The organism is Bifidobacterium aemilianum (genome assembly GCF_003315635.1).
In the GTDB taxonomy this organism is placed as follows: Bacteria; Actinomycetota; Actinomycetes; order Actinomycetales; family Bifidobacteriaceae; genus Bifidobacterium; species Bifidobacterium aemilianum.
Map to the genome: position 1 here is coordinate 17,820 of NZ_PDCG01000001.1, position 23,066 is coordinate 40,885.

Consider the following 23,066-nt stretch of genomic DNA (forward strand, 5'->3'; position numbering starts at 1 on the left):
GCGGGAACGGGCGGTGGACTTAGGCCATGGGACCTGCCATGGGCATGGTGGCCAGGTTGTCGCCGGCCAGCACATGCCCATGGGCATGGAAGACGGACTGGCCCGCCTCCTGACCGGTGTTGAAGATGAGACGGAACTGACCCTGGTGGGATTGGGCGGCCACGCCCTGGGCCACCTGGACCATATGGGCAAGCAGCTGGGGATCGGCAGCCGCCACCTGGGCCACGTTCGCATAGTGCTGCTTGGGCACCACCAACACATGGACCTGCGCCTTGGGCTCTATGTCGTTGAAGGCGTAGACGGTCTCGTCCTCATAGACCTTGCTGCTGGGAACCTCCCCAGCGATGATCTTGCAGAAGAGGCAATCATCCTGGTCACGCATCTCGTCTCCTTAGCCTTGAAAGCTCCATGCCCATTGCCGGCACCATACCGGAAGCACTGCCTCCCATGGTATTGTGCCGCTCGGATAAATGTGACCCGAATTGCCCCATGTTCCCCCTGGGCGGCCACAGCGAAGAATACCATCAGGAGACCCGGCCAAAGCGGCCCAAAGCCCGAGAGAGCAGGCTCAGAGCCACCGGCCCAGCCAGGGAGGCCCGCATGATGTTGTCACCCAGCTGGCAGACCATGGCCCCAGCCCCGGTGAAGAGCTCGATCTCCTGGTCGCTGATCCCGCCTTCTGGGCCGACCAGGAGGTTGATGGTCCTGGGCCGGCCGTCGTCGAGACAATGCTCGGCCATGGCGGCCACCCCTTCCTCAATGTCCTTCCATGAGCAGGCCGCATCCTGGTGGAGCACGACAACCATGTCTCCATGGACGCAGGCCCGACGGCAGACGGCCAGCACCCCCTTGCTGTTGATGCAGTCCTCCAATTGGGGCACCCAGGCGCGACGTGACTGCTCGCTGGCCGCCCTCAGGGTCTGCTGCCAGTGCCCCTGGCTCTTGCCGGGCTTCCACTTGGCGATGGACCTGTCAGCCTGCCAGGGTATGACGCTGTCCACGCCGATCTGGGTGGCCGCGTCAATGGCCTGTTGGTCATGGCCGCTTTTGGCCAAGGCCTGGATCAGGGACAGCCGGAGGGTGGGTTGGGCTTCCTTGCTAAAGCGGACCACCTCGGCCTGGGCTGTGGCCTTGTCCGTCAAACAGGCATGGATTCGCAAGCCACGCCCATCTGACAGCTGCAGCCTGTCCCCCGGTTCGAGACGCATGGCCGATATGGCGTGCCGGCTGACCGACTTAGGGAGGGTGAGTTTCCAACCGGTGTCCAGCTCATCATAGTTGACTGGCGTGTCCTCGTGGTCGGTGTCGAGAAGAAATAATGGGTCGGTCATACCCACAGGCTACAACAGCATGGCGTCCGCCATGTCCCTACGACATACCAGTACTCTCCCAGGTTGTCTCCAAAGCCGACACACAGGTGTTCTTGTCCGCCGGAAAGTGCTATAGTTCTACACGTTGCCGAAAGCATCCTGTCCGGGTGGCGGAATGGTAGACGCGCTAGCTTGAGGTGCTAGTGCCTATTTATACAGGCGTACGGGTTCAACTCCCGTTCCGGACACTCATGGTTACCCGTAATCCCTTGACTTTCAAGGGATTTTTTCGGTTCCAGCCCCTTAAGGAAGGTTGCCATGCACATTGTCAGGATTCAATCCATCGAGGATGAGCGGGTGGCGGCCTACACCAATCTGACGGAACTGCAGCTGCGCAACCGGCTGGAACCGGCCAAGGGCCTCTTCATCGCAGAATCACCCAAGGTCATTGACCGGGCGCTGGATGCCGGGCGCGAACCCATATCCCTCCTTGTCGAAGAGGCTTGGCTGGAGGGCATGGCCGGGAGCTTTGAGCAGATGGACCGACGTTGGGGCCCAGACATACCTGTCTATGTGGCCTCACCAGAACAGCTCAAGGCCTTGACCGGCTACCGGCTCCATCGGGGGGCCCTGGCCGCCATGAGGCGCTGGCCCCTGCCCAGCGTCGAAGAGGTCTGTGCTGGGGCCCGAAGGGTGGCCGTCATGGAGAACATCGTTGACCACACCAATGTCGGGGCCCTCATGCGGTCGGCCGCGGCCCTGCAGGTCGATGCCGTCCTCCTGACCCCTTCCTGCGGGGATCCCCTCTACCGTAGGGCCGCCCGGGTGTCCATGGGCACGGTATTCCAAATCCCCTGGACACGCATCGGCGGGGAAGATGCCCACGCTTGGCCCGACCAGGGCCTGGCCCAGCTGCACGACCTGGGCTTCACCACGGCCGCCATGGCCTTGAGTGACGATTCCATCAGCCTGGACCAACTCTGCGAGCGCCTTCACCGGCCTTCCGACAGTCAGGATCACATCGGTCCTCTGGCCCTCATCTTCGGCACTGAGGGTGACGGCCTGTCGACCAGAACCATCGCCAAGGCCGACCTGACCGTCAAAATTCCCATGAGTCATGGGGTGGACAGCCTGAACGTGGCGGCCTCCAGCGCCGTCGCCTTCTATACCACCAGGGTCTGATAAGGGCCCAACCCGTCGCTGGGGTCTGTTGGGTATGCCACGTCCAAGTGTGCATACCAATGAAGTCATCCCCGCTTGCGGTATTGCTCACGACTTTTTTGTGCGAGTATTAGGTATAAGGTTTATCAGGAGGCAGGCTTGGGAGCATGGCAGCTCCCGGGTTCCCTCCACGAGAGGAGTCCCCATGGCGAAGCATCCCAAGATTCTTTCCATCGTGCTGGCTGGCGGCGAGGGCAGCAGGCTGATGCCCCTGACTCGTGACCGGGCCAAACCTGCGGTCCCCTTTGGCGGCATGTTCCGTCTGATTGATTTCCCCTTGAGCAACCTGGTCAATTCCGGCTACAGCAAGGTGGTTGTGCTCACCCAGTACAAGTCTCACTCCCTGGACCGGCACATCTCCACGGTCTGGCGCTTCTCCCCCCTCTTCGACTCCTATGTCTCCCCGGTGCCCGCCCAGCAACGCCTGGGCAAGCACTGGTATCTGGGGTCCGCGGACGCCATCTACCAGACCATCAACATCATCGAGGATGAACGACCGGACATCGTGGTGGTGGTGGGAGCCGACCACGTCTACCGGATGGATTTCGAGCAGATGGTCAGGCAACATATCGAATCCGGAGCCGAGTTCACCGTCGCCGGCATACGCCAACCCCTCGGCCAATCCGACCAGTTCGGGGTCATCAAGGTGGACCCAAATGACGCCAATCTGATCACCAGCTTCCAGGAGAAGCCCAAGACCACCACGGGCCTGCCGGATGCACCCGATCAGATCCTGGCCTCCATGGGCAACTACGTGGCCAACACCGAAGCCCTCTTCGAGGCCTTGCGTATAGATGAGGCCACCGATGACACCAAGCATGACATGGGCGGGGATATAGCCCCCTACTTCGCTTCGCGCAAGGAGGCAGGCGTCTACGCCTTCAACTCCAACAACGTACCCGGCGCCACGGACATCGACCGTGCCTACTGGCGCGATGTGGGGACCATTTGCGAGTTCTACGATGCCCATATGGACCTGATCGCCTATGCCCCCGAGTTCAACCTCTACAACACCCAGTGGCCCATCTACACCATGGCCGGAAGCCTGCCGCCGGCCAAGTTCGTCCATGCAGGACGGGACCGTCTGGGCCATGCCACCGATTCCATGGTCTCACCGGGGGTCATAGTCTCAGGTGGCGAGGTCCACCACTCCATCCTCTCCCCAAATGTCCGCATCCACTCCTGGGCACAGGTGGTCGATTCCATCCTCTTCGACGGGGTTGTCGTCAACCGTAGGGCCAGGGTCTACAAGGCCATCCTAGACAAGAACGTGGTGCTGACCGAGAACTCGACCATTGGCATCGACCGGGAGCATGACCTGGAACGGGGGTTCACGGTCACCACAGAGGGCATCACCGTGGTTCCCAAGAACACCATAGTCGACGACTGACCGCCTACCGGCAGTAGGCAGCCGGTCAGTAGGTGGGTAGATTATCCATATTGAAGCCCAGTGCGGAGAGTTGCTCACGACCTTCAGGACGAATCATGTCAAGATTCCACCTGGGTTGCCAGGTCCAATCAATACGGAATTCCTCGACCAGTCCTGCCAGGGTGCTGGCGCATTCGTCCTCGATCAAGTCGGTCAAGGGGCAGGCGGGGGTGGTCAGGGTCATGGTGATGATGGCCCGGCCCTGTGAATCAACCTCAATGCCATAGACCAAGCCCAGGTCCACCACATCGATGCCCAGTTCCGGGTCGATGACCTGATGGAGGGCCTCGCGCACATCCATGGCGGTGGCCCTACCGATCTCGTCGACGGCCTTGAGGGGAATCTCCCCGGAGCCGTCAGCGTCGTTGCCTTCGGAAGATACCGCTTGGCTATCGGCTCCTGCACTCATGCCGCCCTCCCCTTGCCGCTGCTTGTCTATGTGTTCCGCTGCCTGGGCAGCCTTGTCTGATTGGTCCGCGGCGATGAGGGAACCCGCCGCCCGTGGGTTCGCCGTGACCTGACCTGCCAGTTGCCCATCACCCAGGGCACTCGTGACCGCATCCAGAATGGACGCCTGAGGTCCCGGTACCAAATTGTCATCTGTCATCATAGTCGTTCTTTCCAATCCAGGCCCTGCGGCCAACCAATCGGTCACCCTGGCATACGCAGGGGTGACCGGCACCAACCTAGGCCACCAGAGCCTTGGCTATGGAATCCTTGAGCCCGGCCCAGCCGAGCAGGGCGCACTTGATGCGCATGGGGTATTTGGAGGCGCCTTGGAAGACCATGGCATCGCCCAGACTGTCGGCTTCGGACTCATCGTCCAGCCCGGCACCTCGTGACTCCATGAGCTTGTGGAAGCTCTCCTCCAGGGTCATGGCGTCATCCACGCTCCTGCCGGCCACCAGGTCCGTCATGATGGACAGGCTGGCCTGGGAGATGCTGCAGCCATGGCCGTCCCAGACCAGACGCTCTATGGTCCGTGGCTCAGTCTCACTGACCTCCACATGTACTGTGACCTCGTCCCCGCAGGTGGGGTTGAACTGGTGGGACTCCCCCGGGCTGCAATACTCATGGCTGGCCCTGACGGTGCTCTGCGCTCCCGAAGGGCCTGAAGATTCCTCTAAGGCCATATCGGGCGCGAAGGATGCACGGCCATGAGGGTTCTTGGAGGCCTCCAGAATCACCTCCTGGTACATCTGCTCAAGGTCGTCGTCACTCATACCGAAGTCGTTCATGCAGCGGTCCTCACTTCTAGGTGTCTCGACGCTTGGCCACACCAAGCCGGGCGAGTCACTCCCCTTTGTCTGGTTTTACTGTAATACCTTCTGACCCTGAACTCAGCCCAGGAAGAAAGGGCGCACCTCGGATACGGCCTCTATGAAAGCCTGGGCGTCCTCCACCGTGTTGTAAACCCCGGAAGAGGCCCGGTTGGAGGCGTAGATGCCAAAGTGCCGGTGGACGGGCTGGGCGCAGTGATGGCCGACGCGGATGGCGATTCCCCTGGAATCCAGGAACTGACCCACATCATGCGGATGCACCCCCTGCAAGTCAAAGGCCACCGTGCCAATCCGCTGCTCGCTATCAGTAGGACCCACAATGCGGACTCCATCAATGTCACCGACCTTCAAGAGCTCGGCGGTGAGGGCCCGCTCGTGGGAGGCGATCTGTTCCATACCCAGCTGCCGCATCCAGTCGGCGGCCACACCGGCCGCAACCACCTGGGCCACCGGCTGGGTGCCGGCCTCAAAACGAGCCGGCGGTTCCATATATTGGGCCGGCTGGTCCATCCAGGCCAGTTCGACCATGGACCCACCGAAGGAGGCCGGTGGCAGGGCCTCCAAGAGCTCGCGCCTGCCATAGAGGAAGCCGACCCCGGTGGGCCCGTACATCTTATGGGCACTCCAGGCGGCGAAGTCAACATCGAGGGTATGGAAGTCCACAGGAATATGCGGCACTGACTGGCAGGCGTCAAGGATGAAGATGGCGCCGACCTGATGGGCCCGGGTGATGATGGGGGCCAGATCGGTGATGGCACCGGTTACATTGCTGATATGGGTGATGGCCACGATTCTGGTGCGCTCGGTGATGACCTCATCAGCCATGTCACTACGGATTCGCCCATCCTGCGTCAGGTCGAACCACTTGAGCCTGGCTCTTGTCCTGGCAGCCAACTCCTGGAAGGGCAGGAGGACGGAATGATGCTCGGCCTTGGAAATCACGATCTCATCACCCTCATGCAGGGCGAAGGCCTGGGCCGCCTTGCCTCCGCTCCCAAGGGAGGCGTTGCCAAAGGCCGTTGCCAGCAGATTGAGGGAGGCGGTGGCACCCGCAGTCACCACCAGCTCCTCCCGACCCTCCTCATACCCTGCTCCCACTAGCCGGGCCATGCTGGCCCGCGCCTCTTCAAAGGCCATGGTGCTCCGGGCAGCCAACTCATGGGCGCCTCTATGGACCCCGGCGTTGATGGTCTGATAGAAGTCACTTTCGGCTTCAATGACAGCCTGGGGCTTCTGGGCCGTGGCCCCGGAATCCAGATACACCAAGGGCTTGCCATGAATCTTCTGATCCAGGATGGGGAATTCCCCACGAATCGCCTTACAATCAACCATCTTCCCTCATTCCATCTCCGTATGCAGTGACTGTGTGCAGTATCAACTCCAGTGCTTCCCAGCACAAGCCCGGCTGCCGGATCTGCCGGCAACCCCAGCTGGAAGCTTGCCAGAGCGACGAGCAGGTCCACTCCAATCAGCTGCAACAACCATCTACCCACTGCTTCCTCTGGGGCCCATGACAAGGCCCAAGCCAATCCCCGACGCTCACCATCGGCGGATCCACTTGGGCCCTCATGCTGATTACGGAGTGTGTCTCAGGCCAGGGCTGACTCTGAGTTTGACCCCTCGGGCAGGTACTTGTCGTAGCCGCTCTCCTCAAGCTCATCAGCCAGCTCCGGGCCGCCTGTCTTGACGAAATGGCCGTCGGAGAAGACGTGGACGATGTCAGGCTTGATGTACTTGAGAATCCTGGTGTAGTGGGTGACCATGAGAATGCCCAGCCCGGTGTTCTCCTTGGCCCTGTTGACGCCTTCGGAGACAATCCTCAGGGCGTCCACGTCAAGACCTGAGTCGGTCTCGTCCAGGATGGCGAACTTTGGCTTGAGCAACTCAAGCTGGAGGACCTCGGCCCGCTTCTTCTCACCGCCGGAGAATCCCTCGTTGACGGAACGGGAGGCGAACTTGGGGTCCATACGCAGGTTCTTCATGGACTGGGAGAGCTCCTTGGCCCAGCTACGAATGGCCGGTGCCTGGCCGTCGACCTCGGTCTTGGCCGTGCGCAGGAAGTTGCTCATGGAGACGCCCGGCACCTCGACCGGGTACTGCATCGCCAGGAAGAGTCCGGCCTTGGCACGCTCGTCCGGGGTCATCTGCAGGATGTCCTCGCCGTCGAGTAGGGCTTGGCCGGAGTCGACGATGTACTTGGGATGGCCTGCCAGGGTGTAGGCCAGGGTGGACTTGCCGGACCCATTGGGGCCCATGATGGCGTGGGTCTCGCCGGAGTTGACCGTCAGGTTGACTCCCTTGAGAATCTGCTTGCGGCCTTCCTTGGTCTCGACTGAAGCGTAGAGATCTTTGATTTCCAGTGTTGCCATGTTTACTTTTCCTCCAATACAGCCCGCATCTGGGCACTCTCACCACGGGAGAGTCGCCTGTCGATGACCTCCATCAAATGTCCGGAAATTTCGGGTATGCCAATCTGTTCGACCAGTTCCCCGAAGAAGCCGCGGACCACCAGCTTCTTGGCATCGGCGGCGGTGATGCCGCGAGATTGCAGATAGAAGAGCTCCTCATCATCGAAGCGGCCTACAGAACTAGCGTGGCCCGCCCCAACGATGTCGCCGTTCTCGATCTCCAGGTTGGGCTCGGAATCGGCGATGGCGCCTGGGGTCAGTACCAGGTTCCTGTTGAGCTCGTAGGAGTCGGTGCCCGGAGCCGTGGGTTCGATCAGGGCATTGCCCACCCAGGTCGAATGGGCGGATTTGCCGTCCAGGGCTCCCTTGTAGACCACCCGCGACTTGCACTCGGGATGGTTGTGGACCACCATGGTCCGGTGCTCGATATGCTCGCCGGGGTCGGCGAAGTAGATGCCCAGCATGTTCAGGTAGCCCTGCTCGCCGCCGAAGTCCTGGTCCATGCGGATGCGGACCACGTCGCCACCCAGGGTCACCACGGAATGGCGCAGGGTCGCTCCCCGACCAACATGGATCCGGTGGTTGCCGACGTGCTTGGAGTCCCCGTCCCACTCCTGGATGAAGGTGGTGGAGATGGTGGAGTTGGCTCCGGTGCTGATCTCGACGCCCTCGGCGAGTTTGGCTTGGCCATGGTGCTCGACCACCACATCGCCGACGGCACCCTCCTCGGCCGTGATGACCAGGTGGAAGCTGTCCAGGTCCAAGCCGGCTCCCTGGATGTTGACCAGGACTGGCTTGTCGAGCTTGCCCGACAAGGTCAGGACGGTTGACTCCTTGCCGCTGGTCCATTCGACGGCGGCGGCCCGGTCGCTGGGTTTGGAGACGGTGCCGCTGGGTGCCTTGCCCAGGGGTACGGTCGAGACCTTCACGTGGTCGGTATCCACGGGCGAGCCGTCAATGGACGAGACCTCCAAGCCGGTACGGCCTGAGGGGGTGAAGGGGTCGAAGAACTCGGCCATGCGGTCGATGGGCGTGTAGCGCCAATCCTCCTGCTGCCGGGTAGGCATCTCAAAGTCATGCAGCTCGAAGGAACGGGGCTCCTTGTCGGCGCTGGAAGGCATGGCCGCCGGCAGGACATAGGGGTCCTTGGGGTCCGCTACAGGGATGGAAATCTCTTGTTCTTGCATGGCCATGATCAGCCCACCGATCCTTCCATTTGCAGTTCGACCAGTCTGTTGAGCTCCAGGGCGTACTCCATGGGCAGCTCACGGCTGATGGGCTCCACGAAGCCCCTGACAATCATGCCCATGGCCTCCTCCTCGCTCAAGCCTCGGCTCATCAGGTAGAAAAGCTGGTCCTCGGAGACTTTGGAGACCGTGGCCTCGTGCGACATGGAGACATCGTCCTCGCGCACGTCCACATGCGGGTAGGTGTCGGAGCGGGAGAACTCGTCGACCAGGAGGGCGTCGCAGACCACCGAGGAGCTGGACTGCTCGGCTCCCTTGACGATCTTGACCAGGCCACGGTAGGCGGCCCGGCCGCCCGAACGGGAGATGGACTTGGAGACGATGGTCGATGAGGTGTGGGGTGCCAGGTGGATCATCTTGGCGCCGGTGTCCTGGTACTGGCCCTGGCCGGCGAAGCCCAGGGACATGGTCGAAGCCTTGGCGTAGGGCTCGGCCAGGATGCATGAGGGGTACTTCATGGTGGCCTTGGAGCCGATGTTGCCGTCCACCCATTCCATGGTGCCGCCCTCACGGACGTAGGCCCGCTGGGTGACCAGGTTGTAGACGTTGTTGGACCAGTTCTGGACCGTGGTATAGCGCACACGGGCATGGGGCTCAACGATGATCTCCACGATGGCCGCATGCAGGGAGTCCGTCGAGTAGATGGGGGCCGTGCAGCCTTCCACATAGTGGACATAGGAGCCCTCGTCGGCTATGATCAGAGTCCGCTCAAACTGCCCCATGTTGGGGGTGTTGATGCGGAAGTAGGCCTGGAGGGGAATGTCCACATGGACACCCTTGGGGACGTAGACGAAGGATCCGCCGGACCAGGCTGCCGTGTTCAGGGCCGCAAACTTGTTGTCATCGGCAGGGATGACGGTTCCGAAGTACTTCTTGAAGAGATCCGGGTGCTCCTGGAGGGCGGTGTCCGTATCCATGAAGATGACACCCTGCTCGGCCAGGTCGTCCCTGATCGAGTTGTAGATGACCTCGGACTCGTACTGGGCGGCGACGCCGGAAACCAGACGCTTCTTCTCGGCCTCGGGAATGCCCAGCTTGTCATAGGTCTTCTTGATGTCGTCGGGAAGTTCGTCCCAGCTGGCCGCCTGCTTGTCCAAGGGCTTGACGTAGTACTTGAAGTCCTGGGCGTCGAAGCCGCTCAGATCCACACCCCAGTTGGGCATGGGCCGGTCGACGAAATTCCGGTAGCCCTGGAGCCGGCGTTCCAGCATCCAGTCGGGCTCGTGCTTGTCGACGGATATGGAGCGGACCACATCCTCGTCGATGCCCTTCTTGGCTGCCTGACCGGCGGCATCGGAATCATGCCAACCATAGTTGTACTCACCGAACTGCTCGATGATCTCATCATCCTGCTTGATCTTGTCCTCGTTGACGCGGGTGCGATCGGCCACATACTGGCTCATCTCCACGTCCGACGCGGCGTTTGGTGCTTGGTTCTCTGCCACCGTACGCTGCCTCCAATCTTTGGCTGTGTCATAGCCAAACCTAACAGAATGCAGGCAAAAACACTAGAGGCCGCCCACAGATGGCCAGGCTTGGCAACGTGATTTTGCACACATTCCCAGAGCCCAATCAAGCTCCATGCGGATTCCTTCACAGCAGCCCGGATGGCCTTCCTGGCAGCCACTGAGGCCATAAGCACTGAACCCCGCTCAGGGCGGGGTTCAGTTGGCAATCAGTTCACATCCTGGACTCAGCGAGTTCCCTTATGGTCTAGGGCGGCCTTGACCAGGCCCGCGAAGAGCGGATGGGGCTTGGTGGGCCGGGACTTGAACTCGGGATGGGCCTGGGTGGCCACGTAGAAGGGGTGGACCTCCCTGGGCAGCTCGACGAACTCGGTCAGCCTGCCATCTGGGCTCTGACCCGAGATGACCAGGCCAGCCTCGCGCAGGCGGTCCTTGTAGGCCACATTGACCTCGTAGCGGTGGCGGTGGCGCTCGGTGACCTTGGACATGCCGTAGAGTCCGGCCACCAAGGAGCCCTCCTCCAGGTTGGCTGGGTAGGAGCCCAGGCGCATGGTGTGGCCCAGGTCCCCATGGCCGGCGACGATATCCTTCTGCTCCTCCATGGTGGCGATGACGGGGTGCTCGCAGTCGGGCTCGAACTCGGTGGAGTTGGCGTCCTCGATGCCCAGGACGTGGCGGGCGTATTCGATGACCATGGACTGCAGGCCCAGGCACAGGCCCAAGGCCGGCAGCTTGTGCTCACGGGCGTACTTCAGGGCGCCGATCTTCCCATCAATGCCTCGGATGCCAAAGCCTCCGGGAATGACAATGCCATCGACCTGGTCAAGGGCCGCGGCGGCGCCCTCCTCGGTCTCGCAGCGGTCGGCGGCGATCCACTTGACATTGACCTTGACCCGGTTGGCGAAGCCTCCGGCCTTCATGGCCTCGGTTACGGACAGATAGGCATCGGGCAGGTCGATGTACTTGCCGACGATGGCCAGGTTGACCTCCTCGCGGGGGTGGTGAACCCGATCCAGGAGGTCCTCCCACTCGTCCCAGTCAACATCGTGGAAGGGCAGGCCCAGCTCCCTGACCACATAGGTGTCCAGCCCCTCGTCGAAGAGGATTTTGGGGACGTCATAGATGGAGGGGGCGTCAACACAGTTGACTACGCCTTCGCCATCGACGTCGCACATGAGGGAGATCTTGTCCTTGATGGACTGGTTGAGGGGCCGGTCGGACCGCAGAACCAGGGCGTCGGGGGCGATGCCCAGCTGCCGCAGGGCCATGACCGAATGCTGGGTGGGCTTGGTCTTGAGCTCGTGGGCGGCGGCGATGTAGGGCACCAGGGAGACGTGTACGAACATGCAGTTGTCGGGGCCGATGTCCCGACGGACCTCGCGGGCAGCCTCCATGAAGGGCTGGGACTCGATGTCACCGACCGTGCCACCGATCTCGGTGATGATCACGTCGACATTCTCCGAGGCCTGGGCCCTCATCCGGCTCTTGATCTCGTTGGTGATGTGGGGAATGACCTGGACGCACTGGCCCAGGTATTCACCGGCCCGCTCCTTGCGCAGGACCTCCTGGTAGATTTGCCCAGTGGTCACATTGGCCTTCTGGGAGAGGAAGACATCCAAAAAACGCTCATAGTGGCCGATGTCCAAGTCGGTCTCGGCCCCATCCTCGGTGACATAGACCTCACCGTGCTGGAAGGGATTCATGGTGCCCGGATCAACGTTGATATAGGGGTCCAGTTTCTGCTGGAGAACCCTGATGCCGCGACTGCGGAGAAGACGCCCCAGGGAGGATGCGGTCAGTCCCTTGCCCAGGGACGAGACCACCCCACCAGTGACGAAGATGTGCTTGGTGATGTGCTCTTGCTGATTGCCATGTTGACTTCTAACCATGGAACTTCAATCTATCAGCTGGTACTGACCCCCAGCGTGTTCCCCAGAGCCCCTGAAGGGCTAGGGCTTGTGCCCGCTGGGAAACGCTGGAATCAACGCTGCGCCCCAGGCGAAAGCCGACCACTGGCCGGCCCCTCCCCAACCCCTCGGCCCAAGCCGGCATGGTAGGTCTCAGGCCTGGTCGAGCAGATGGGCCACGGCCTCCAATGCCAGCTTGTAGCCGTACAAGCCCATGCCGGTGATGGTTGCCGTGGCCACTGGGCTGATGACACTATACTTGCGGAAGGCATCCCTGGCTGAGGGATTGGAGATATGTACCTCGATCAGGGGCAGACCGGCGTCTCCGATCATGTGGGCGGCGTCGGACAGACCGTAGCTGTAGTGGGTGAAGGCGGCGGGATTCATGACCACCGGGGTGCCCTCGTCCACGGCCTGGTGCATCCAACCGATCATCTCGGCCTCATCATCGCTCTGCCGCACCTCGACCTCCAGGCCTAATTCCCGGCCCCAGGCACCGCACTCCCGGCGGAGGGTCTCCAGGTCCTGGCGGCCATAGACATCCGGCTGCCGTACACCGAGCCGGCCGAGATTCGGGCCGTTGACCACAATGACCTTACGCTGCATGATGCTCTCCATTCCTGTTGCCATTCCGCTGTGATATTCCGCTGCGTCAATCGGCTATGTCGATCCGCAGTGCCCTGCGGCAGGTCTTCTCGTGTTCGCACGCCCCAGCAGATGGGGCTTCACTGCTTGCCCTGGCACGCTTCAGGCTGCCTGTATCCGTCTGAAGGCCACCTCAAGGGCCTCCAGGGGCGGGTCATCCAGGTGGATCGGGTGGCCGATCCGATCGAGAATGACGAAGCGCAGGTGATTGCCCCGGGCCTTCTTGTCCCGGTGCATGAGTGCCAGAACCTGGTCCCAGTCCCCATACCGCCAGGAGGTGGGCAGTCCCAAGGAGGAGAGAAGGTTCCGGTGGTAGTCCACATCTTTCTGGTCGAGATAGCCAAGTATTCCAGCCAATTCGGCGGCGTAGACGCAGCCGACGGCCACCGCGTTCCCATGGCGCCAGCGGAAGTGCTCCAACTGCTCGATGGCATGGGCCAGAGTGTGGCCATAGTTGAGGAACTCCCTGAGGCCGGCCTCCTTGAGGTCAGCCGAGACATGATGGACCTTGACCCTCACCGTCCTCTTGATGAGCTCGGCCACCACCGGCTCCAGGGGGGAACCCAGGAAGCTGGCACCATCAAAGGCCCGCAGCTCGGCCCCATGCTCCTCCAGGAGCTCCAGGATGCCCTGGTCCATGATGAACCCGGATTTGGCCACCTCCCCCAAGCCCTCCACGAAGATGTCATTGGGCAGGGTCACCAGGGCTCTCAGGTCGGCCAGAACCCCGTCCGGGGTGTAGAAGGACCCGACCAGGTTCTTGCCCTGGGGCAGGTTGATACCCGTCTTGCCACCGGTCGAGGCGTCGACCATGGCCAGCAAGGAGGTGGGGCAGTTGACATAGGCGATGCCACGCATCCATGTCGCCGCTATGAAGCCGGCCTGGTCGGTCGCGGCTCCACCACCGAGCCCCACCACCGCATCGGAACGGGTGAAGCCCTCCTGGGCCAGTTGTTCCCAGATACCCTTGGACACCTCCAGGGTCTTGCCGGCCTCGGCATCGGGTATGCAAATGTCACAGACCTTGTAGTGGGCCTGGCGAAGAAGGGCCCTGGCATGGTCGGCATGCTGGCGGACGGGCTGGGTATGAATCAACGCGATCTTGACCGGCCGCTCCCCCAGTACCGCCGGCAGCTCATTGCTGACATCCTCGCCGATGCGGACATCGTAGGCCTCGATTCCTTCCCCGGTGACATGAACACTTTCCTGCATGATGGCATGCGCCAGCTTTCTGGCCGCTCTGGACGGCGTGGATCCGTGGGTTCTCACGTGGATATCGGACAGTCTCATGAAGGCCGGGTGCCGTCGGGCGTAGAGGTCACGCCAGCGGTTTTCCTGATCACCACTGAGCATGGGCCTACCCCCGGCCCGACTGGCCCGTTCCATGGCCTCATCAGGGTCTGCCTGGAGGTAGATGACCTTGCCGCCCTGCGATGAGTAATCCGCAAGGGCCTGGGCTATGGACTCGGTCATGGGGGCGCCACCGCCCAGGGAGAGCAGGCCCGGACGATGGGTCAGCAGGTCGATGACGGTGGCAGCCTCCTGCCTGCGGAAGGCGGCTTCACCGTTGCGATTGAAGTATTCGGGGATGCCCAGGCCGATCCGGCCTTCGATCTCCTGGTCGGCGTCGGTGAAGGCAAGGCCCAGCAGTTCGGCGGCCTCCCGCCCGACCCTGGTCTTGCCGGCCCCGGGCATGCCGATGATGACCGCCAGGGGCCGGGCCTGGGCGGCAGGCCGACCGTCGTTGTTCTTCCAAACGGACCTGCCCCTGGTGAACGAGCGGCGTCGACGAGGGTTACGGCTACGACTCATACATACCCCACAAGCCTCAACGCATATGCTCTGGCCAGGAGGCCAGGTAGGACTGGGCGTTGCGGGTGGTCTCCTCCAGACTGTCGCCGCCGAACTTCTCCAGCACGAAGCCGACCAGGGTCAGCCTGACCATAGCTTCAGCCACTACTGAGGCGGCTGGTACAGCATTGGAGTCGGACCGCTGATTGATGGCCTGCCCGGCCTCACCGGTGAGCACATCGACCGTTCTTAGGGCCCGTGGAATGGAGGAGATGGGCTTCATGGCGGCTCGCACCCTGATGGGTTCACCGTTGGACATGCCGCCCTCGATGCCACCGGCACGGTTGCTCAGGCGGCTGATACGGCCTTCGGTGTCGGAGACGATTTCGTCATGGGCCTGGGAACCGGGGCGCCCGGCCTCAAGGAAGCCGTCGCCGATCTCCACACCCTTGATGGCCTGGATGCCCATCAGGGCCGATGCCAGGGCCGCATCCAGCCTGCGGTCGGACTCCACGTAGGTGCCCAGCCCAGCCGGCACCCCATAGGCGATGACCTCGACCACACCACCCAAGGTATCGGCCTGGGCCTTGCTCTCATCGACCCGGGCCATCATCCTGGCCTCGGCATCCTTGTCCAAGGTCCTGACCGGGGAGGCATCCAGGGCCTCCAGGTCGTCCGGGGTCGGCAGGGGCTGGTCAGGGTCTGCCGCCTGGCCACCCAGGGCCACCACATGGGCAATGGTCCGAATGCCCAAGGCCTGCTCCAGGAACTGCCCGGCGAGCGATCCCAAGGCCACCCGTGAGGTCGTCTCCCGGGCGCTGGAGCGTTCCAGGACCGGCCGAGCATCATCGAACCCGTACTTGCGCATACCGGTCAGGTCGGCATGGCCTGGCCTGGGTCTGGACAGGGGGGCGTTGCGGCCGGTGGGCTTCAGACTATGGTCCAGGGGCTCCACACTCATGACCTCCGTCCACTTGGGCCATTCACTGTTGCCGATCTCGATGGCGATGGGCGAACCCAGGCTCCTGCCATGGCGTACACCTGTCAGGATTCTGACCTCGTCCTGCTCGAACTTCATCCTGGCCCCGCGCCCGTAACCCAGCCGTCGTCGGGCCAGGCTGCTGACGATCTCATCAGTGGAGACAGCCACGCCAGCAGGCAGTCCTTCCATCATGGCGACCAGGGCCTGGCCGTGGGATTCACCTGCAGTCTGCCAACGGAACATGGCTTCTCCTTCGCGTGAGTGTGCAACTTCGACTATCTTACTGGTATGGGACCCATATTGCTGCTGCCGAGTCTTATCTGTGGACTCCTCCTATCCGCCAAGGACATCCGAAGCCGTCGGGTGCCCCGGGTCTGGGTCGTGGCAGGCTCCCTGTCCCAGGCCCTGACGACCGGAATCTGGGGTCTTATCAATGATCGGCCCTACTTGCTCGTCAGCACCTTGCTGCTGGGTGCCCTGATCGCCGCCCTCCAGTTGGCTCTTGCCCTGGCCAAGCCGGGTGCCTTGGGCCTTGGCGATGTGACGGCCTCCTTCATGATTGGACAGGCCGTCGGCGTGTATGGTTGGCAGGCTCTGCTGGTCCTATGGCTGCTGATGGGACTGCTGGGCCTGGCTGCCTTGGGGCTCTGGCCGATCTACCGGCGGCGAATCCAGAGCCATCCAAGTAGGCCAAAGCCTGGAACTTCACCGGTCAGGCCAGCGGATGCCTCTTCGCAGCTGCCTTTTGTTCCCGTCATGGTGTTGGCGGGGTTCATCACGGTCATGCTCTATGCCTGACAGGCACCAGGACTCAAGGGGCTCTTGCACCCGATGAGGCCAAGCTGGCAACTAACCTATACCACCTGCCTAGGGGATGGCTTAGTTGGCATCCTTGTTGGAGTTCTTATACTCGTTGCGGATTGTCTCGAACTCTGATTCGGTGTTGGCGAACTTGGTCTCACCGGTCTTGAGATTGGTGGTCACGAAGTAGAGCCAGGTACCTTGTGGCGGGTCCATGGCGGCCTGGATGGCCCTATCACCCGGGTTGCTGATGGGACTGGGAGGCAAGCCGGGGTTGGTTCGGGTGTTGTAGGGATTCGAGGAATCCGCCAGCATGGCGTCGGTCAACTTGTCGGCCTTGATGCCCAGGCCATAGGCGACCGTGGTATCCATGCCCAAGTTCATCCCCCGGTCCAGCCGGTTGAGGATGACCCTGACCACCTTGCCGTAGTATTCGGAGGAATTGACCTCCGACTCGGCCACGGAGGCCTCGATGAGCAGCCGCTGCCGGTCCTGCCCCCTGGGGACCCCCAAGGAGTCGAGCCTGGAGACCCGCTTGTCGACCATGGACTGCAAAATCCCCTCGGCCGATTTCACGGAAGCAACATCATAGCTGCCCGGTTCCAACCAGCCCTCGAACTTGCCTTGGGCCTCATCGGGCAGGATGCCCGGGCCACCAGCGTCGACCAGAGACTGGAAGTCACTTTCCGGCAGCCCGGACAGGCGGGCCGCATGGGCTATGACCTCGGATACCCGCTCCCCGGACCTGACCTCCAGGAAGCCCTTGGCCTTGGACTGGTCGGAGAGGATATTGACCACATCCAGGGAGGACATATGCCTCTTGAGGGTATAGGTCCCCGGATACAGGGTGCTGTTGTTGGCGGAGACCGTCGAGGCGAAGACCTCGGCGGACTTGATCACATCCATCTTGGCCAGGTTGTCAGCAATGGCCTGAACTCCCTGCCCGCTCTTGACGGTGAACTGGACGCGACCAGTACCGGGACCTGGGTAATCCCGAATATCGGCGCTGTCATGCCGCGAGGACACCAGATTGCTGATGACCCGATAGCCTCCGAATCCGCCGGCGGCCACAACAAGGACCAGCAGGAAGACCAGGCCGATCCTCAGCAGGCGCTGGGTCCGTTGCCTCTTGCGGTTGCGACGCATCTCCCGCCGGGATTTGGGAGGTCTGGGAGGTGGGGTCGCCGCACCGTTCTCCGGCTGAACCCACTGGCTCTGGTCGTTGAAAAACTCGTCAAAGGCCTCAGCCATTGATCGGTCCTCTCTGTGTCGCATGTCGGTCTAGGGCCGTTTGCAAAATAAGTACCGCTGACTGCTGGTCCACGACCGGCCGGTGCCGGCGTGAGGACAGGGAAGCCTCATGAAGCTGCTGATGGGCGCTCACCGTAGTCAATCGTTCATCCTCCAAACCGATGTGGGGTAGCTCTTGGATGTCATAGTCATCGCTGGCCAGGGCCCGGACGAGGCGCTTGTGCAGATTGGCGGCCCACCGTCGGGCCTTCTTGGCGCTTTTGCCCTCGCTACCGTCAAGCAACAAGGGTAGTCCAATCACCACGGATTCAACAGCATGCTCCTCAATCAGGTCGATGACCTGGTCAAGGGCCCTGAAGGAATCCCCGCCGACCTGGATGTTCCCAGCCGGGTGGGCAAGGGAAAGCTCCGGGTCGGACAATGCAAGTCCGACCCGGGCCTCTCCGAGATCAACTCCTAGCCATACCATACAGGAGTCCGAATCAGTCCCTCCTCACTCGCATGGCAAGGTCTTGGAGGGCCTGGTCAATCCTGCCGGCATCAACGCCACCGCCCTGGGCGAAGTCCGGCTTGCCGCCGCCGCCACCACCAAGGGTCTTGGCTGCCGCGCGGACCAGGTCTCCGGCCTTGATGCCCTGGTCGCGTGCGGCCTGATTGGTGGCCACGGCGACCATTGGCTTCTCCTCGTCGCTGACTCCAGCCAGGGCCACGATCACGGGGGTGGATTCGCCCAGGAGACCGCGAATATCAAGAACGGTCTTACGCAGTGCTTCGAAGGAGCCGAAATGGCCCACGTTGCTGGATGCCAGCTCGACCTCCCCAGCGGATTCCTTGGCCTTGGCCACGATGGCGGGCACCGAGTCAGCCAGCTGCTCCTCATACATGGCGGAAAGACGACGGTCCGATTCCTTGAGCTTGGACAGGAGGCTGGAGATGCGGTCCACCAGGTCGTCGGGGCGGGCATTGAGGGTGTCGGACAGCTGGGAGACCAGGGCGTGCTCCCGGGCGTTGAACTCGTAGGCGCTCTGCCCCACCACCGCATCGACCCTGCGGACACCGGAACCCACTGAAGCTTCGGACATGATGTTGATGGAACCGATCTTGCCGACATGGTCAACGTGGGTGCCACCGCAGAGCTCACGGCTCCAACCATCCTGGCCGATGGTGACCACACGGACCAAATCGCCGTATTTCTCGCCGAAGAGGTGCATGGCACCCAGGGCGATGGCATCGTCGAACTTCATCTCCTGGGTGGTGACGGTCAGGTCGTCACGCATACGTTCGTTGACACGGGCCTCGACTGTGCTCATGGCGTTCTTGCTGGGGGCCGATGACCACTGGAAATCGAAGCGCAGGCGGTTGGGCGCATCAACAGAACCACGCTGGATGGCCTGGGGACCCAACTCCTCCTGGAGGGCCTTGTGGACCATGTGGGTGGCTGTGTGGGACCGGGCGATGGCTCCGCGGCGCCCGGCGTCAATGCTGGCCGAGACCTGACAGCCAGCCACCAAGGTGCCTTCGGTCAGGCGGCACTGGTGGACGATGAGGTCCTTGATGGGCTTCTGCACATCATCAACCTCGAGGACGGCGCCATCATCGGAGATGATCTGGCCCTGGTCGGCCAGCTGGCCACCGCCTTCGGCGTAGAAGGGGGTCCGGTCCAGGATGACCTCGACCGTTGCTGGGGCGCTGATGGCCGGAACCGAGCCTTTGCCCGCCTCCATGATGCCCAGGACAGTGGAACGGCTGGAATAGTCGGTGTAACCGAGGAATTCGATGGGGGCCGCAAGGGTCTTCTTGAAATCGTCGTAGACGGACAGGTCCACATTGTGTCGCTTCTTGAGGGCATCCTGACGGGCGCGGGACTTCTGCTCGCTCATGAGCTTGCGAAACTCATCCTCGTCGACCTTGACGCCACGCTCCTGGGCCATCTCCAGTGTCAGTTCGATGGGGAAGCCGTATGTATCGTGCAGGGTGAAGGCATCCTCGCCGGAGACCAACGGCTGCTGGTCCCGCCCACCCTGCTTGGCCTTCTCGACGGCCATATCAAGGATCGTGGTACCGTTCACCAGGGTGCGGCGGAAGGCATCCTCCTCGCCGTAGGCTGCCTCGCTGACATCCTTGAAGGTCTCATTGAGTTCGGGATAGGAGGCCTCCATGGCCTCCTTGGAGACCGGGAAGAGGGAGGGCAGGACCGGATCGGTCACCCCCAGCATGCGCATGGAACGAACGGTGCGGCGCAGGAGACGGCGCAGGACATAGCCACGGCCCACGTTTGAGGGGCGCACCCCATCACTCATGATCATCAATGCGGAACGCACATGGTCGGCCACCACCCGCATACGGACATCGGACTCCTCACTCTGGCCGTACTGGTGGCCGCTGAGCCGCTCGGCGGCCTCGATGACCGGATATACCTCATCAGTCTCGTAGATGTTCTGCTTGCCTTGGAGCAGGTAGGCCAGGCGTTCCAGACCGGCACCGGTGTCGATGTTCTTATGCTGCAGTTCGCCCACGATGTGCAGGTCGGTCTTGGACTTGACGTTGTCGACCTCGAAGTTCTCGAAGACCAGGTCCCAGATCTCGATGAAGCGGTTCTCGTCAGCCGAGGGACCGCCGTCCTTGCCGTATTGCGGCCCACGGTCGACGTAAATCTCGGAGCAGGGTCCGCCGGGGCCGGGGCCACCGGTGGTCCAGAAGTTGTCCTCCATGCCCAGAATCTCCATGTGGGAGGGATCGAAGCCCTCGTTCCTCCAGATGGAGCGGGCCTCCTCATCATCCGTGAAGGTGGTCACCCACAGGTTCTCGGGGTCGAAGCCATAGCCACCCTGGTCCTTGGGTGTGGTCAGGAGCTGCCAGGCGTAATGGATGGCCTCCTCCTTGAAGTAGTCACCAAAGGAGAAGTTGCCCAGCATCTGGAAGAAGGTGCCATGGCGGGTGGTCTTGCCCACCTCGTCGATGTCCAGGGTCCTCACGCACTTCTGGTTGGAGGCCATACGCTTGGCGGGCGGCGTCTTTTCACCCAGCAGGTAGGGGATGAAGGGCACCATGCCGGCAATGGTGAAGAGGGTGGTTGGGTTGGGCGAGATCAGTGACGCTGAGGGGGCGACCTCATGGCCCTCCCGCTCGAAATAGTTCAGGTAACGTTGTGCAATGTCCGCAGTACGCATGGGTGGGTGTGCTCCCTGTTCAAATAAAAGCCCGGATGGCCGCACGTATGGTCAAACCATCCGAACACCGAAAACTTTCCGGCTGAGAAGGACCGTCAGCTCAACCTCTCGCCGTAATGCTGGTTGAGCTCGTCCTCCCGAGCTCGACGAGTGGCGTTGAACTCGCTTACCAGCCCCTGGAGGGTACGGCTGGGAATGTGGTCCTGATCAGGCCCCAGCACGAACTGACGGGCTGCGTCAGGCGTCTTGGCCCTGACATAGGCCTGGGCCTTGGCTGCCAGGACCACACCCAGGGAGACCCCCAGGCCGACCCAGAAGATTCTCTTGAACATGGACTACACCCCCTTGTTGACAGGCTCTTGGGCCTGGGAGTCCTTACGGTTCATGAAGGACCTGGCGGTTGTTTTCAAGGCGTAGAAGCCTGCGGCGACCTTGATGACCGGCTTGCCCAGGAAAGACCCATAGAGGTCGGTCAGGGCGCCGACATTGTTGGCTGTGGTGGAGGCCGCGGCCGAGATGCGGTTGACATCCTCCAGGGACTTGTTGACCTGCTTGACCGTGGTCAGACCCTCATCCAGGGCCGGGATGGCATGCTCACCTGACTCCTTGACAGTGTCGGCCAACTGATCGAACAGCTTACCCAAGCGAATCAAGGGATAGATCAGGAAGCCCGCAAGCACGGCGAAGGCTATCGCCGCAATCAGGCCAGCAATTTCTCCAACACCCATCGGGAACCTCTTTCCAACGTACGTCTGTCCCATAGGTCAACTCAGCAGTCACCTATGCACACAATACCTGACCATGGTAGTTGCCGCCCCAGACTCAAGTTTCCGGAAGGCCCAAACGCTACTGGTTGTATGAGATCACGCGGATGGCTTGGTCCAGCCCCTCCCCCGGTCGGTCCGAGGTGACCAGGCAGTCCGTATCAAAGTCCAGACGGGTCACGCCGCCATTGGCTGGCCGTTCACTGAGGTCGTAGCCTGCTGGGGCGAACCGGTGCATGAGACTGAGCAAGGAGTTGCCATGGGATATCTGCAGGACATGGTCTCCATCCTCGAGGTCGGGGTTGGCGGCGATCAGGGCGAAACCACCCTCCATGCGGTTCCAGTACTCCTGGTCGGATTCCGCGTCGTGGAAGGGGTCTGCCTCCTTGAGGAAGTCTCGGCTGGCCGCCAGGCCAAACCGGTCGACGATCTCCTGATAGCTCTTGGCCCCATGCGGACCTCCGGCGGCCCACCAGGCCAATCCCATGTCCTGGCCCTCGAAGTAGCCATAGAACTGTTCGCGCAAATGCATGTCGGCGATCAGCTTGGGCGGGTACAGACGGGCGGCCCTGTTCCTGCCCAGGATCCGCCGGGCCGTCACCTGGGCCCGTGAGGTGTCCGAGCAGTAGGCCGCGGCGAAGCGAACATCCTTGAGTTTGTCCGCCGCCCTGTCGGCGTCCGCCAGGCCGTCAGCTGTGAGCGGTGAGTTCGACCAGCCTTGCAGACGGTTGTAACGATTGAAATAGGTCTGCCCGTGACGTACCAGATGAAGATGGAGCAACATGCCACCATTATGGCACCGAAGCGGCCAGCTCGCCTCCCTAACCGCCGGACCGCGTATCCTGCCCATCAAGGCCTGGTCACCCAGGTTCGCCCAGAGCCCTAGGCCCGCAGTCATCATGCCCCTTTGCCATAATGGTGGTATGACACGTTTCCTTAGTAGTTGGCTGATACTGACCATCTCCGCAGGGGCCATGGTCTTCCTGCTCCCAGAAAGCGCCATGAGCGCCGTTGGCAGCCCCAAGATTCTGGGTGTGGCCGCCTTCGCCCTCTTCATGGCCCTGATCAACGCCTCGATCAAGCCCCTAGCCAGGCTCCTGGCCCTGCCCTTCACCATCCTTTCTCTAGGGCTGGTGGCCCTGATCATCAACTGGCTTTGCATGTCCCTGGCGTCCTGGCTGTCCATCAGCTTCTTCGGTGTGGGGGTACTGGTCCATGGCTTCCTCTGGTCGGTGATCGGCTCCATCATCATGTCCGTGGTCGGTGCCATCATCACCGCCATCATCGGGGAATGAGCCCCGCAGCAGGCAGGAGCTTCAGACCTGGTCTCAGGGTTTGACAGGTGGCATGGCAGGGTCGTCGCGCCATGGGCCACTGTGACGAACATCATGGTT

The 23,066-nt window shown here is 62.1% G+C and carries 22 protein-coding genes and 1 tRNA gene; 5 read left to right on the top strand and 18 right to left on the bottom strand.

Annotated elements, in window-relative coordinates; all coding sequences use genetic code 11:
* Positions 1–19: 19 nt before the first annotated feature.
* Positions 20–382 (bottom strand): histidine triad nucleotide-binding protein, encoded by a 363-nt coding sequence (locus tag CRD60_RS00080; RefSeq protein ID WP_113859301.1) that lies wholly within the window; start codon positions 380–382, stop codon positions 20–22.
* A gap of 142 nt (positions 383–524) precedes the next feature.
* The gene (locus CRD60_RS00085) at positions 525–1,331 is read right to left on the bottom strand and encodes a 16S rRNA (uracil(1498)-N(3))-methyltransferase (protein WP_113859302.1); all 807 of its coding nucleotides are present in this window, start codon (positions 1,329–1,331) and stop codon (positions 525–527) included.
* Between the two features lie 140 nt (positions 1,332–1,471).
* Between CRD60_RS00085 and CRD60_RS00090 the strand changes: the two genes are divergently transcribed.
* From CRD60_RS00090 to glgC, 3 genes are all read left to right on the top strand, one after another.
* Positions 1,472–1,558, top strand: a tRNA-Leu gene (locus tag CRD60_RS00090).
* 70 nt (positions 1,559–1,628) lie between these two features.
* Positions 1,629–2,492, top strand: a complete 864-nt coding sequence (locus tag CRD60_RS00095) for a TrmH family RNA methyltransferase (protein ID WP_113859303.1) — start codon at positions 1,629–1,631, stop codon at positions 2,490–2,492.
* A gap of 184 nt (positions 2,493–2,676) precedes the next feature.
* A complete protein-coding gene (glgC, locus tag CRD60_RS00100; protein WP_113859304.1) occupies positions 2,677–3,921 on the top strand; it encodes a glucose-1-phosphate adenylyltransferase in 1,245 nt (414 codons plus the stop codon).
* A gap of 25 nt (positions 3,922–3,946) precedes the next feature.
* Here the strand turns inward: glgC and CRD60_RS00105 are convergent, their stop codons facing one another.
* The 10 genes from CRD60_RS00105 to aroC all read right to left on the bottom strand — a co-directional run bounded on the left by CRD60_RS00105 (position 3,947) and on the right by aroC (position 15,929).
* Positions 3,947–4,570, bottom strand: coding sequence for a metal-sulfur cluster assembly factor (locus CRD60_RS00105; RefSeq protein ID WP_407923146.1), 624 nt, complete (start codon positions 4,568–4,570; stop codon positions 3,947–3,949).
* A gap of 76 nt (positions 4,571–4,646) precedes the next feature.
* Positions 4,647–5,198 (bottom strand): Fe-S cluster assembly sulfur transfer protein SufU, encoded by a 552-nt coding sequence (gene sufU, locus CRD60_RS00110; protein WP_201737175.1) that lies wholly within the window; start codon positions 5,196–5,198, stop codon positions 4,647–4,649.
* A 102-nt stretch (positions 5,199–5,300) separates the two neighbouring features.
* On the bottom strand, positions 5,301–6,572 hold the full coding sequence (locus CRD60_RS00115) for a SufS family cysteine desulfurase (RefSeq protein ID WP_113859305.1): 1,272 nt from the start codon (positions 6,570–6,572) through the stop codon (positions 5,301–5,303).
* 257 nt (positions 6,573–6,829) lie between these two features.
* Positions 6,830–7,609, bottom strand: coding sequence for a Fe-S cluster assembly ATPase SufC (sufC, locus tag CRD60_RS00120; protein ID WP_113859306.1), 780 nt, complete (start codon positions 7,607–7,609; stop codon positions 6,830–6,832).
* A gap of 2 nt (positions 7,610–7,611) precedes the next feature.
* The gene (gene sufD, locus CRD60_RS00125; protein WP_113859307.1) at positions 7,612–8,841 is read right to left on the bottom strand and encodes a Fe-S cluster assembly protein SufD; all 1,230 of its coding nucleotides are present in this window, start codon (positions 8,839–8,841) and stop codon (positions 7,612–7,614) included.
* A 2-nt stretch (positions 8,842–8,843) separates the two neighbouring features.
* Positions 8,844–10,298, bottom strand: coding sequence for a Fe-S cluster assembly protein SufB (sufB, locus tag CRD60_RS00130; protein WP_113859308.1), 1,455 nt, complete (start codon positions 10,296–10,298; stop codon positions 8,844–8,846).
* Positions 10,299–10,588: 290 nt separating this feature from the next.
* Positions 10,589–12,250 (bottom strand): CTP synthase, encoded by a 1,662-nt coding sequence (locus CRD60_RS00135; RefSeq protein ID WP_113859309.1) that lies wholly within the window; start codon positions 12,248–12,250, stop codon positions 10,589–10,591.
* A gap of 171 nt (positions 12,251–12,421) precedes the next feature.
* On the bottom strand, positions 12,422–12,874 hold the full coding sequence (locus CRD60_RS00140) for a type II 3-dehydroquinate dehydratase (protein WP_113859622.1): 453 nt from the start codon (positions 12,872–12,874) through the stop codon (positions 12,422–12,424).
* 141 nt (positions 12,875–13,015) lie between these two features.
* Positions 13,016–14,725, bottom strand: coding sequence for a bifunctional shikimate kinase/3-dehydroquinate synthase (locus tag CRD60_RS00145; protein WP_113859310.1), 1,710 nt, complete (start codon positions 14,723–14,725; stop codon positions 13,016–13,018).
* 16 nt (positions 14,726–14,741) lie between these two features.
* On the bottom strand, positions 14,742–15,929 hold the full coding sequence (gene aroC, locus CRD60_RS00150) for a chorismate synthase (protein ID WP_113859311.1): 1,188 nt from the start codon (positions 15,927–15,929) through the stop codon (positions 14,742–14,744).
* A gap of 45 nt (positions 15,930–15,974) precedes the next feature.
* On the opposite strand from aroC, the gene CRD60_RS00155 reads away from it, so the two are divergent.
* On the top strand, positions 15,975–16,484 hold the full coding sequence (locus tag CRD60_RS00155) for a prepilin peptidase (RefSeq protein WP_113859312.1): 510 nt from the start codon (positions 15,975–15,977) through the stop codon (positions 16,482–16,484).
* Positions 16,485–16,565: 81 nt separating this feature from the next.
* On the opposite strand, the gene mltG is transcribed toward CRD60_RS00155, so the two are convergent.
* The 6 genes from mltG to CRD60_RS00185 all read right to left on the bottom strand — a co-directional run bounded on the left by mltG (position 16,566) and on the right by CRD60_RS00185 (position 22,456).
* A complete protein-coding gene (mltG, locus tag CRD60_RS00160) occupies positions 16,566–17,738 on the bottom strand; it encodes an endolytic transglycosylase MltG (protein ID WP_113859313.1) in 1,173 nt (390 codons plus the stop codon).
* Positions 17,731–18,207 (bottom strand): Holliday junction resolvase RuvX, encoded by a 477-nt coding sequence (gene ruvX / locus CRD60_RS00165; RefSeq protein ID WP_113859314.1) that lies wholly within the window; start codon positions 18,205–18,207, stop codon positions 17,731–17,733. The genes mltG and ruvX overlap by 8 nt, the downstream gene beginning before the upstream one ends.
* 13 nt (positions 18,208–18,220) lie before the next feature.
* Positions 18,221–20,908, bottom strand: coding sequence for an alanine--tRNA ligase (gene alaS, locus CRD60_RS00170; protein WP_113859315.1), 2,688 nt, complete (start codon positions 20,906–20,908; stop codon positions 18,221–18,223).
* Positions 20,909–21,003: 95 nt separating this feature from the next.
* Positions 21,004–21,240, bottom strand: a complete 237-nt coding sequence (locus tag CRD60_RS00175; protein ID WP_113859316.1) for a hypothetical protein — start codon at positions 21,238–21,240, stop codon at positions 21,004–21,006.
* A gap of 3 nt (positions 21,241–21,243) precedes the next feature.
* Positions 21,244–21,636 carry a DUF948 domain-containing protein gene (locus CRD60_RS00180; RefSeq protein WP_113859317.1) on the bottom strand — a complete coding sequence of 131 codons (393 nt, stop codon included), beginning with the start codon at positions 21,634–21,636 and terminating at the stop codon, positions 21,244–21,246.
* Between the two features lie 118 nt (positions 21,637–21,754).
* Positions 21,755–22,456 carry a histidine phosphatase family protein gene (locus CRD60_RS00185; RefSeq protein ID WP_113859623.1) on the bottom strand — a complete coding sequence of 234 codons (702 nt, stop codon included), beginning with the start codon at positions 22,454–22,456 and terminating at the stop codon, positions 21,755–21,757.
* Positions 22,457–22,595: 139 nt separating this feature from the next.
* On the opposite strand from CRD60_RS00185, the gene CRD60_RS00190 reads away from it, so the two are divergent.
* A complete protein-coding gene (locus CRD60_RS00190; RefSeq protein ID WP_113859318.1) occupies positions 22,596–22,967 on the top strand; it encodes a phage holin family protein in 372 nt (123 codons plus the stop codon).
* Positions 22,968–23,066: the final 99 nt, after the last annotated feature.

Excerpts from the sequence above, each read along its gene's own strand:
- CRD60_RS00080 (WP_113859301.1), bottom strand. The coding sequence starts at position 382 with ATGCGTGACCAGGATGATTGCCTCTTCTGCAAGATCATCGCTGGGGAG.
- CRD60_RS00085 (WP_113859302.1), bottom strand. The coding sequence starts at position 1,331 with ATGACCGACCCATTATTTCTTCTCGACACCGACCACGAGGACACGCCA.
- CRD60_RS00095 (WP_113859303.1), top strand. The coding sequence starts at position 1,629 with ATGCACATTGTCAGGATTCAATCCATCGAGGATGAGCGGGTGGCGGCC.
- glgC (WP_113859304.1), top strand. The coding sequence starts at position 2,677 with ATGGCGAAGCATCCCAAGATTCTTTCCATCGTGCTGGCTGGCGGCGAG.
- CRD60_RS00105 (WP_407923146.1), bottom strand. The coding sequence starts at position 4,570 with ATGATGACAGATGACAATTTGGTACCGGGACCTCAGGCGTCCATTCTG.
- sufU (WP_201737175.1), bottom strand. The coding sequence starts at position 5,198 with ATGAACGACTTCGGTATGAGTGACGACGACCTTGAGCAGATGTACCAG.
- CRD60_RS00115 (WP_113859305.1), bottom strand. The coding sequence starts at position 6,572 with ATGGTTGATTGTAAGGCGATTCGTGGGGAATTCCCCATCCTGGATCAG.
- sufC (WP_113859306.1), bottom strand. The coding sequence starts at position 7,609 with ATGGCAACACTGGAAATCAAAGATCTCTACGCTTCAGTCGAGACCAAG.
- sufD (WP_113859307.1), bottom strand. The coding sequence starts at position 8,841 with ATGGCCATGCAAGAACAAGAGATTTCCATCCCTGTAGCGGACCCCAAG.
- sufB (WP_113859308.1), bottom strand. The coding sequence starts at position 10,298 with ATGAGCCAGTATGTGGCCGATCGCACCCGCGTCAACGAGGACAAGATC.
- CRD60_RS00135 (WP_113859309.1), bottom strand. The coding sequence starts at position 12,250 with ATGGTTAGAAGTCAACATGGCAATCAGCAAGAGCACATCACCAAGCAC.
- CRD60_RS00140 (WP_113859622.1), bottom strand. The coding sequence starts at position 12,874 with ATGCAGCGTAAGGTCATTGTGGTCAACGGCCCGAATCTCGGCCGGCTC.
- CRD60_RS00145 (WP_113859310.1), bottom strand. The coding sequence starts at position 14,725 with ATGAGTCGTAGCCGTAACCCTCGTCGACGCCGCTCGTTCACCAGGGGC.
- aroC (WP_113859311.1), bottom strand. The coding sequence starts at position 15,929 with ATGTTCCGTTGGCAGACTGCAGGTGAATCCCACGGCCAGGCCCTGGTC.
- CRD60_RS00155 (WP_113859312.1), top strand. The coding sequence starts at position 15,975 with ATGGGACCCATATTGCTGCTGCCGAGTCTTATCTGTGGACTCCTCCTA.
- mltG (WP_113859313.1), bottom strand. The coding sequence starts at position 17,738 with ATGGCTGAGGCCTTTGACGAGTTTTTCAACGACCAGAGCCAGTGGGTT.
- ruvX (WP_113859314.1), bottom strand. The coding sequence starts at position 18,207 with ATGGTATGGCTAGGAGTTGATCTCGGAGAGGCCCGGGTCGGACTTGCA.
- alaS (WP_113859315.1), bottom strand. The coding sequence starts at position 20,908 with ATGCGTACTGCGGACATTGCACAACGTTACCTGAACTATTTCGAGCGG.
- CRD60_RS00175 (WP_113859316.1), bottom strand. The coding sequence starts at position 21,240 with ATGTTCAAGAGAATCTTCTGGGTCGGCCTGGGGGTCTCCCTGGGTGTG.
- CRD60_RS00180 (WP_113859317.1), bottom strand. The coding sequence starts at position 21,636 with ATGGGTGTTGGAGAAATTGCTGGCCTGATTGCGGCGATAGCCTTCGCC.
- CRD60_RS00185 (WP_113859623.1), bottom strand. The coding sequence starts at position 22,456 with ATGTTGCTCCATCTTCATCTGGTACGTCACGGGCAGACCTATTTCAAT.
- CRD60_RS00190 (WP_113859318.1), top strand. The coding sequence starts at position 22,596 with ATGACACGTTTCCTTAGTAGTTGGCTGATACTGACCATCTCCGCAGGG.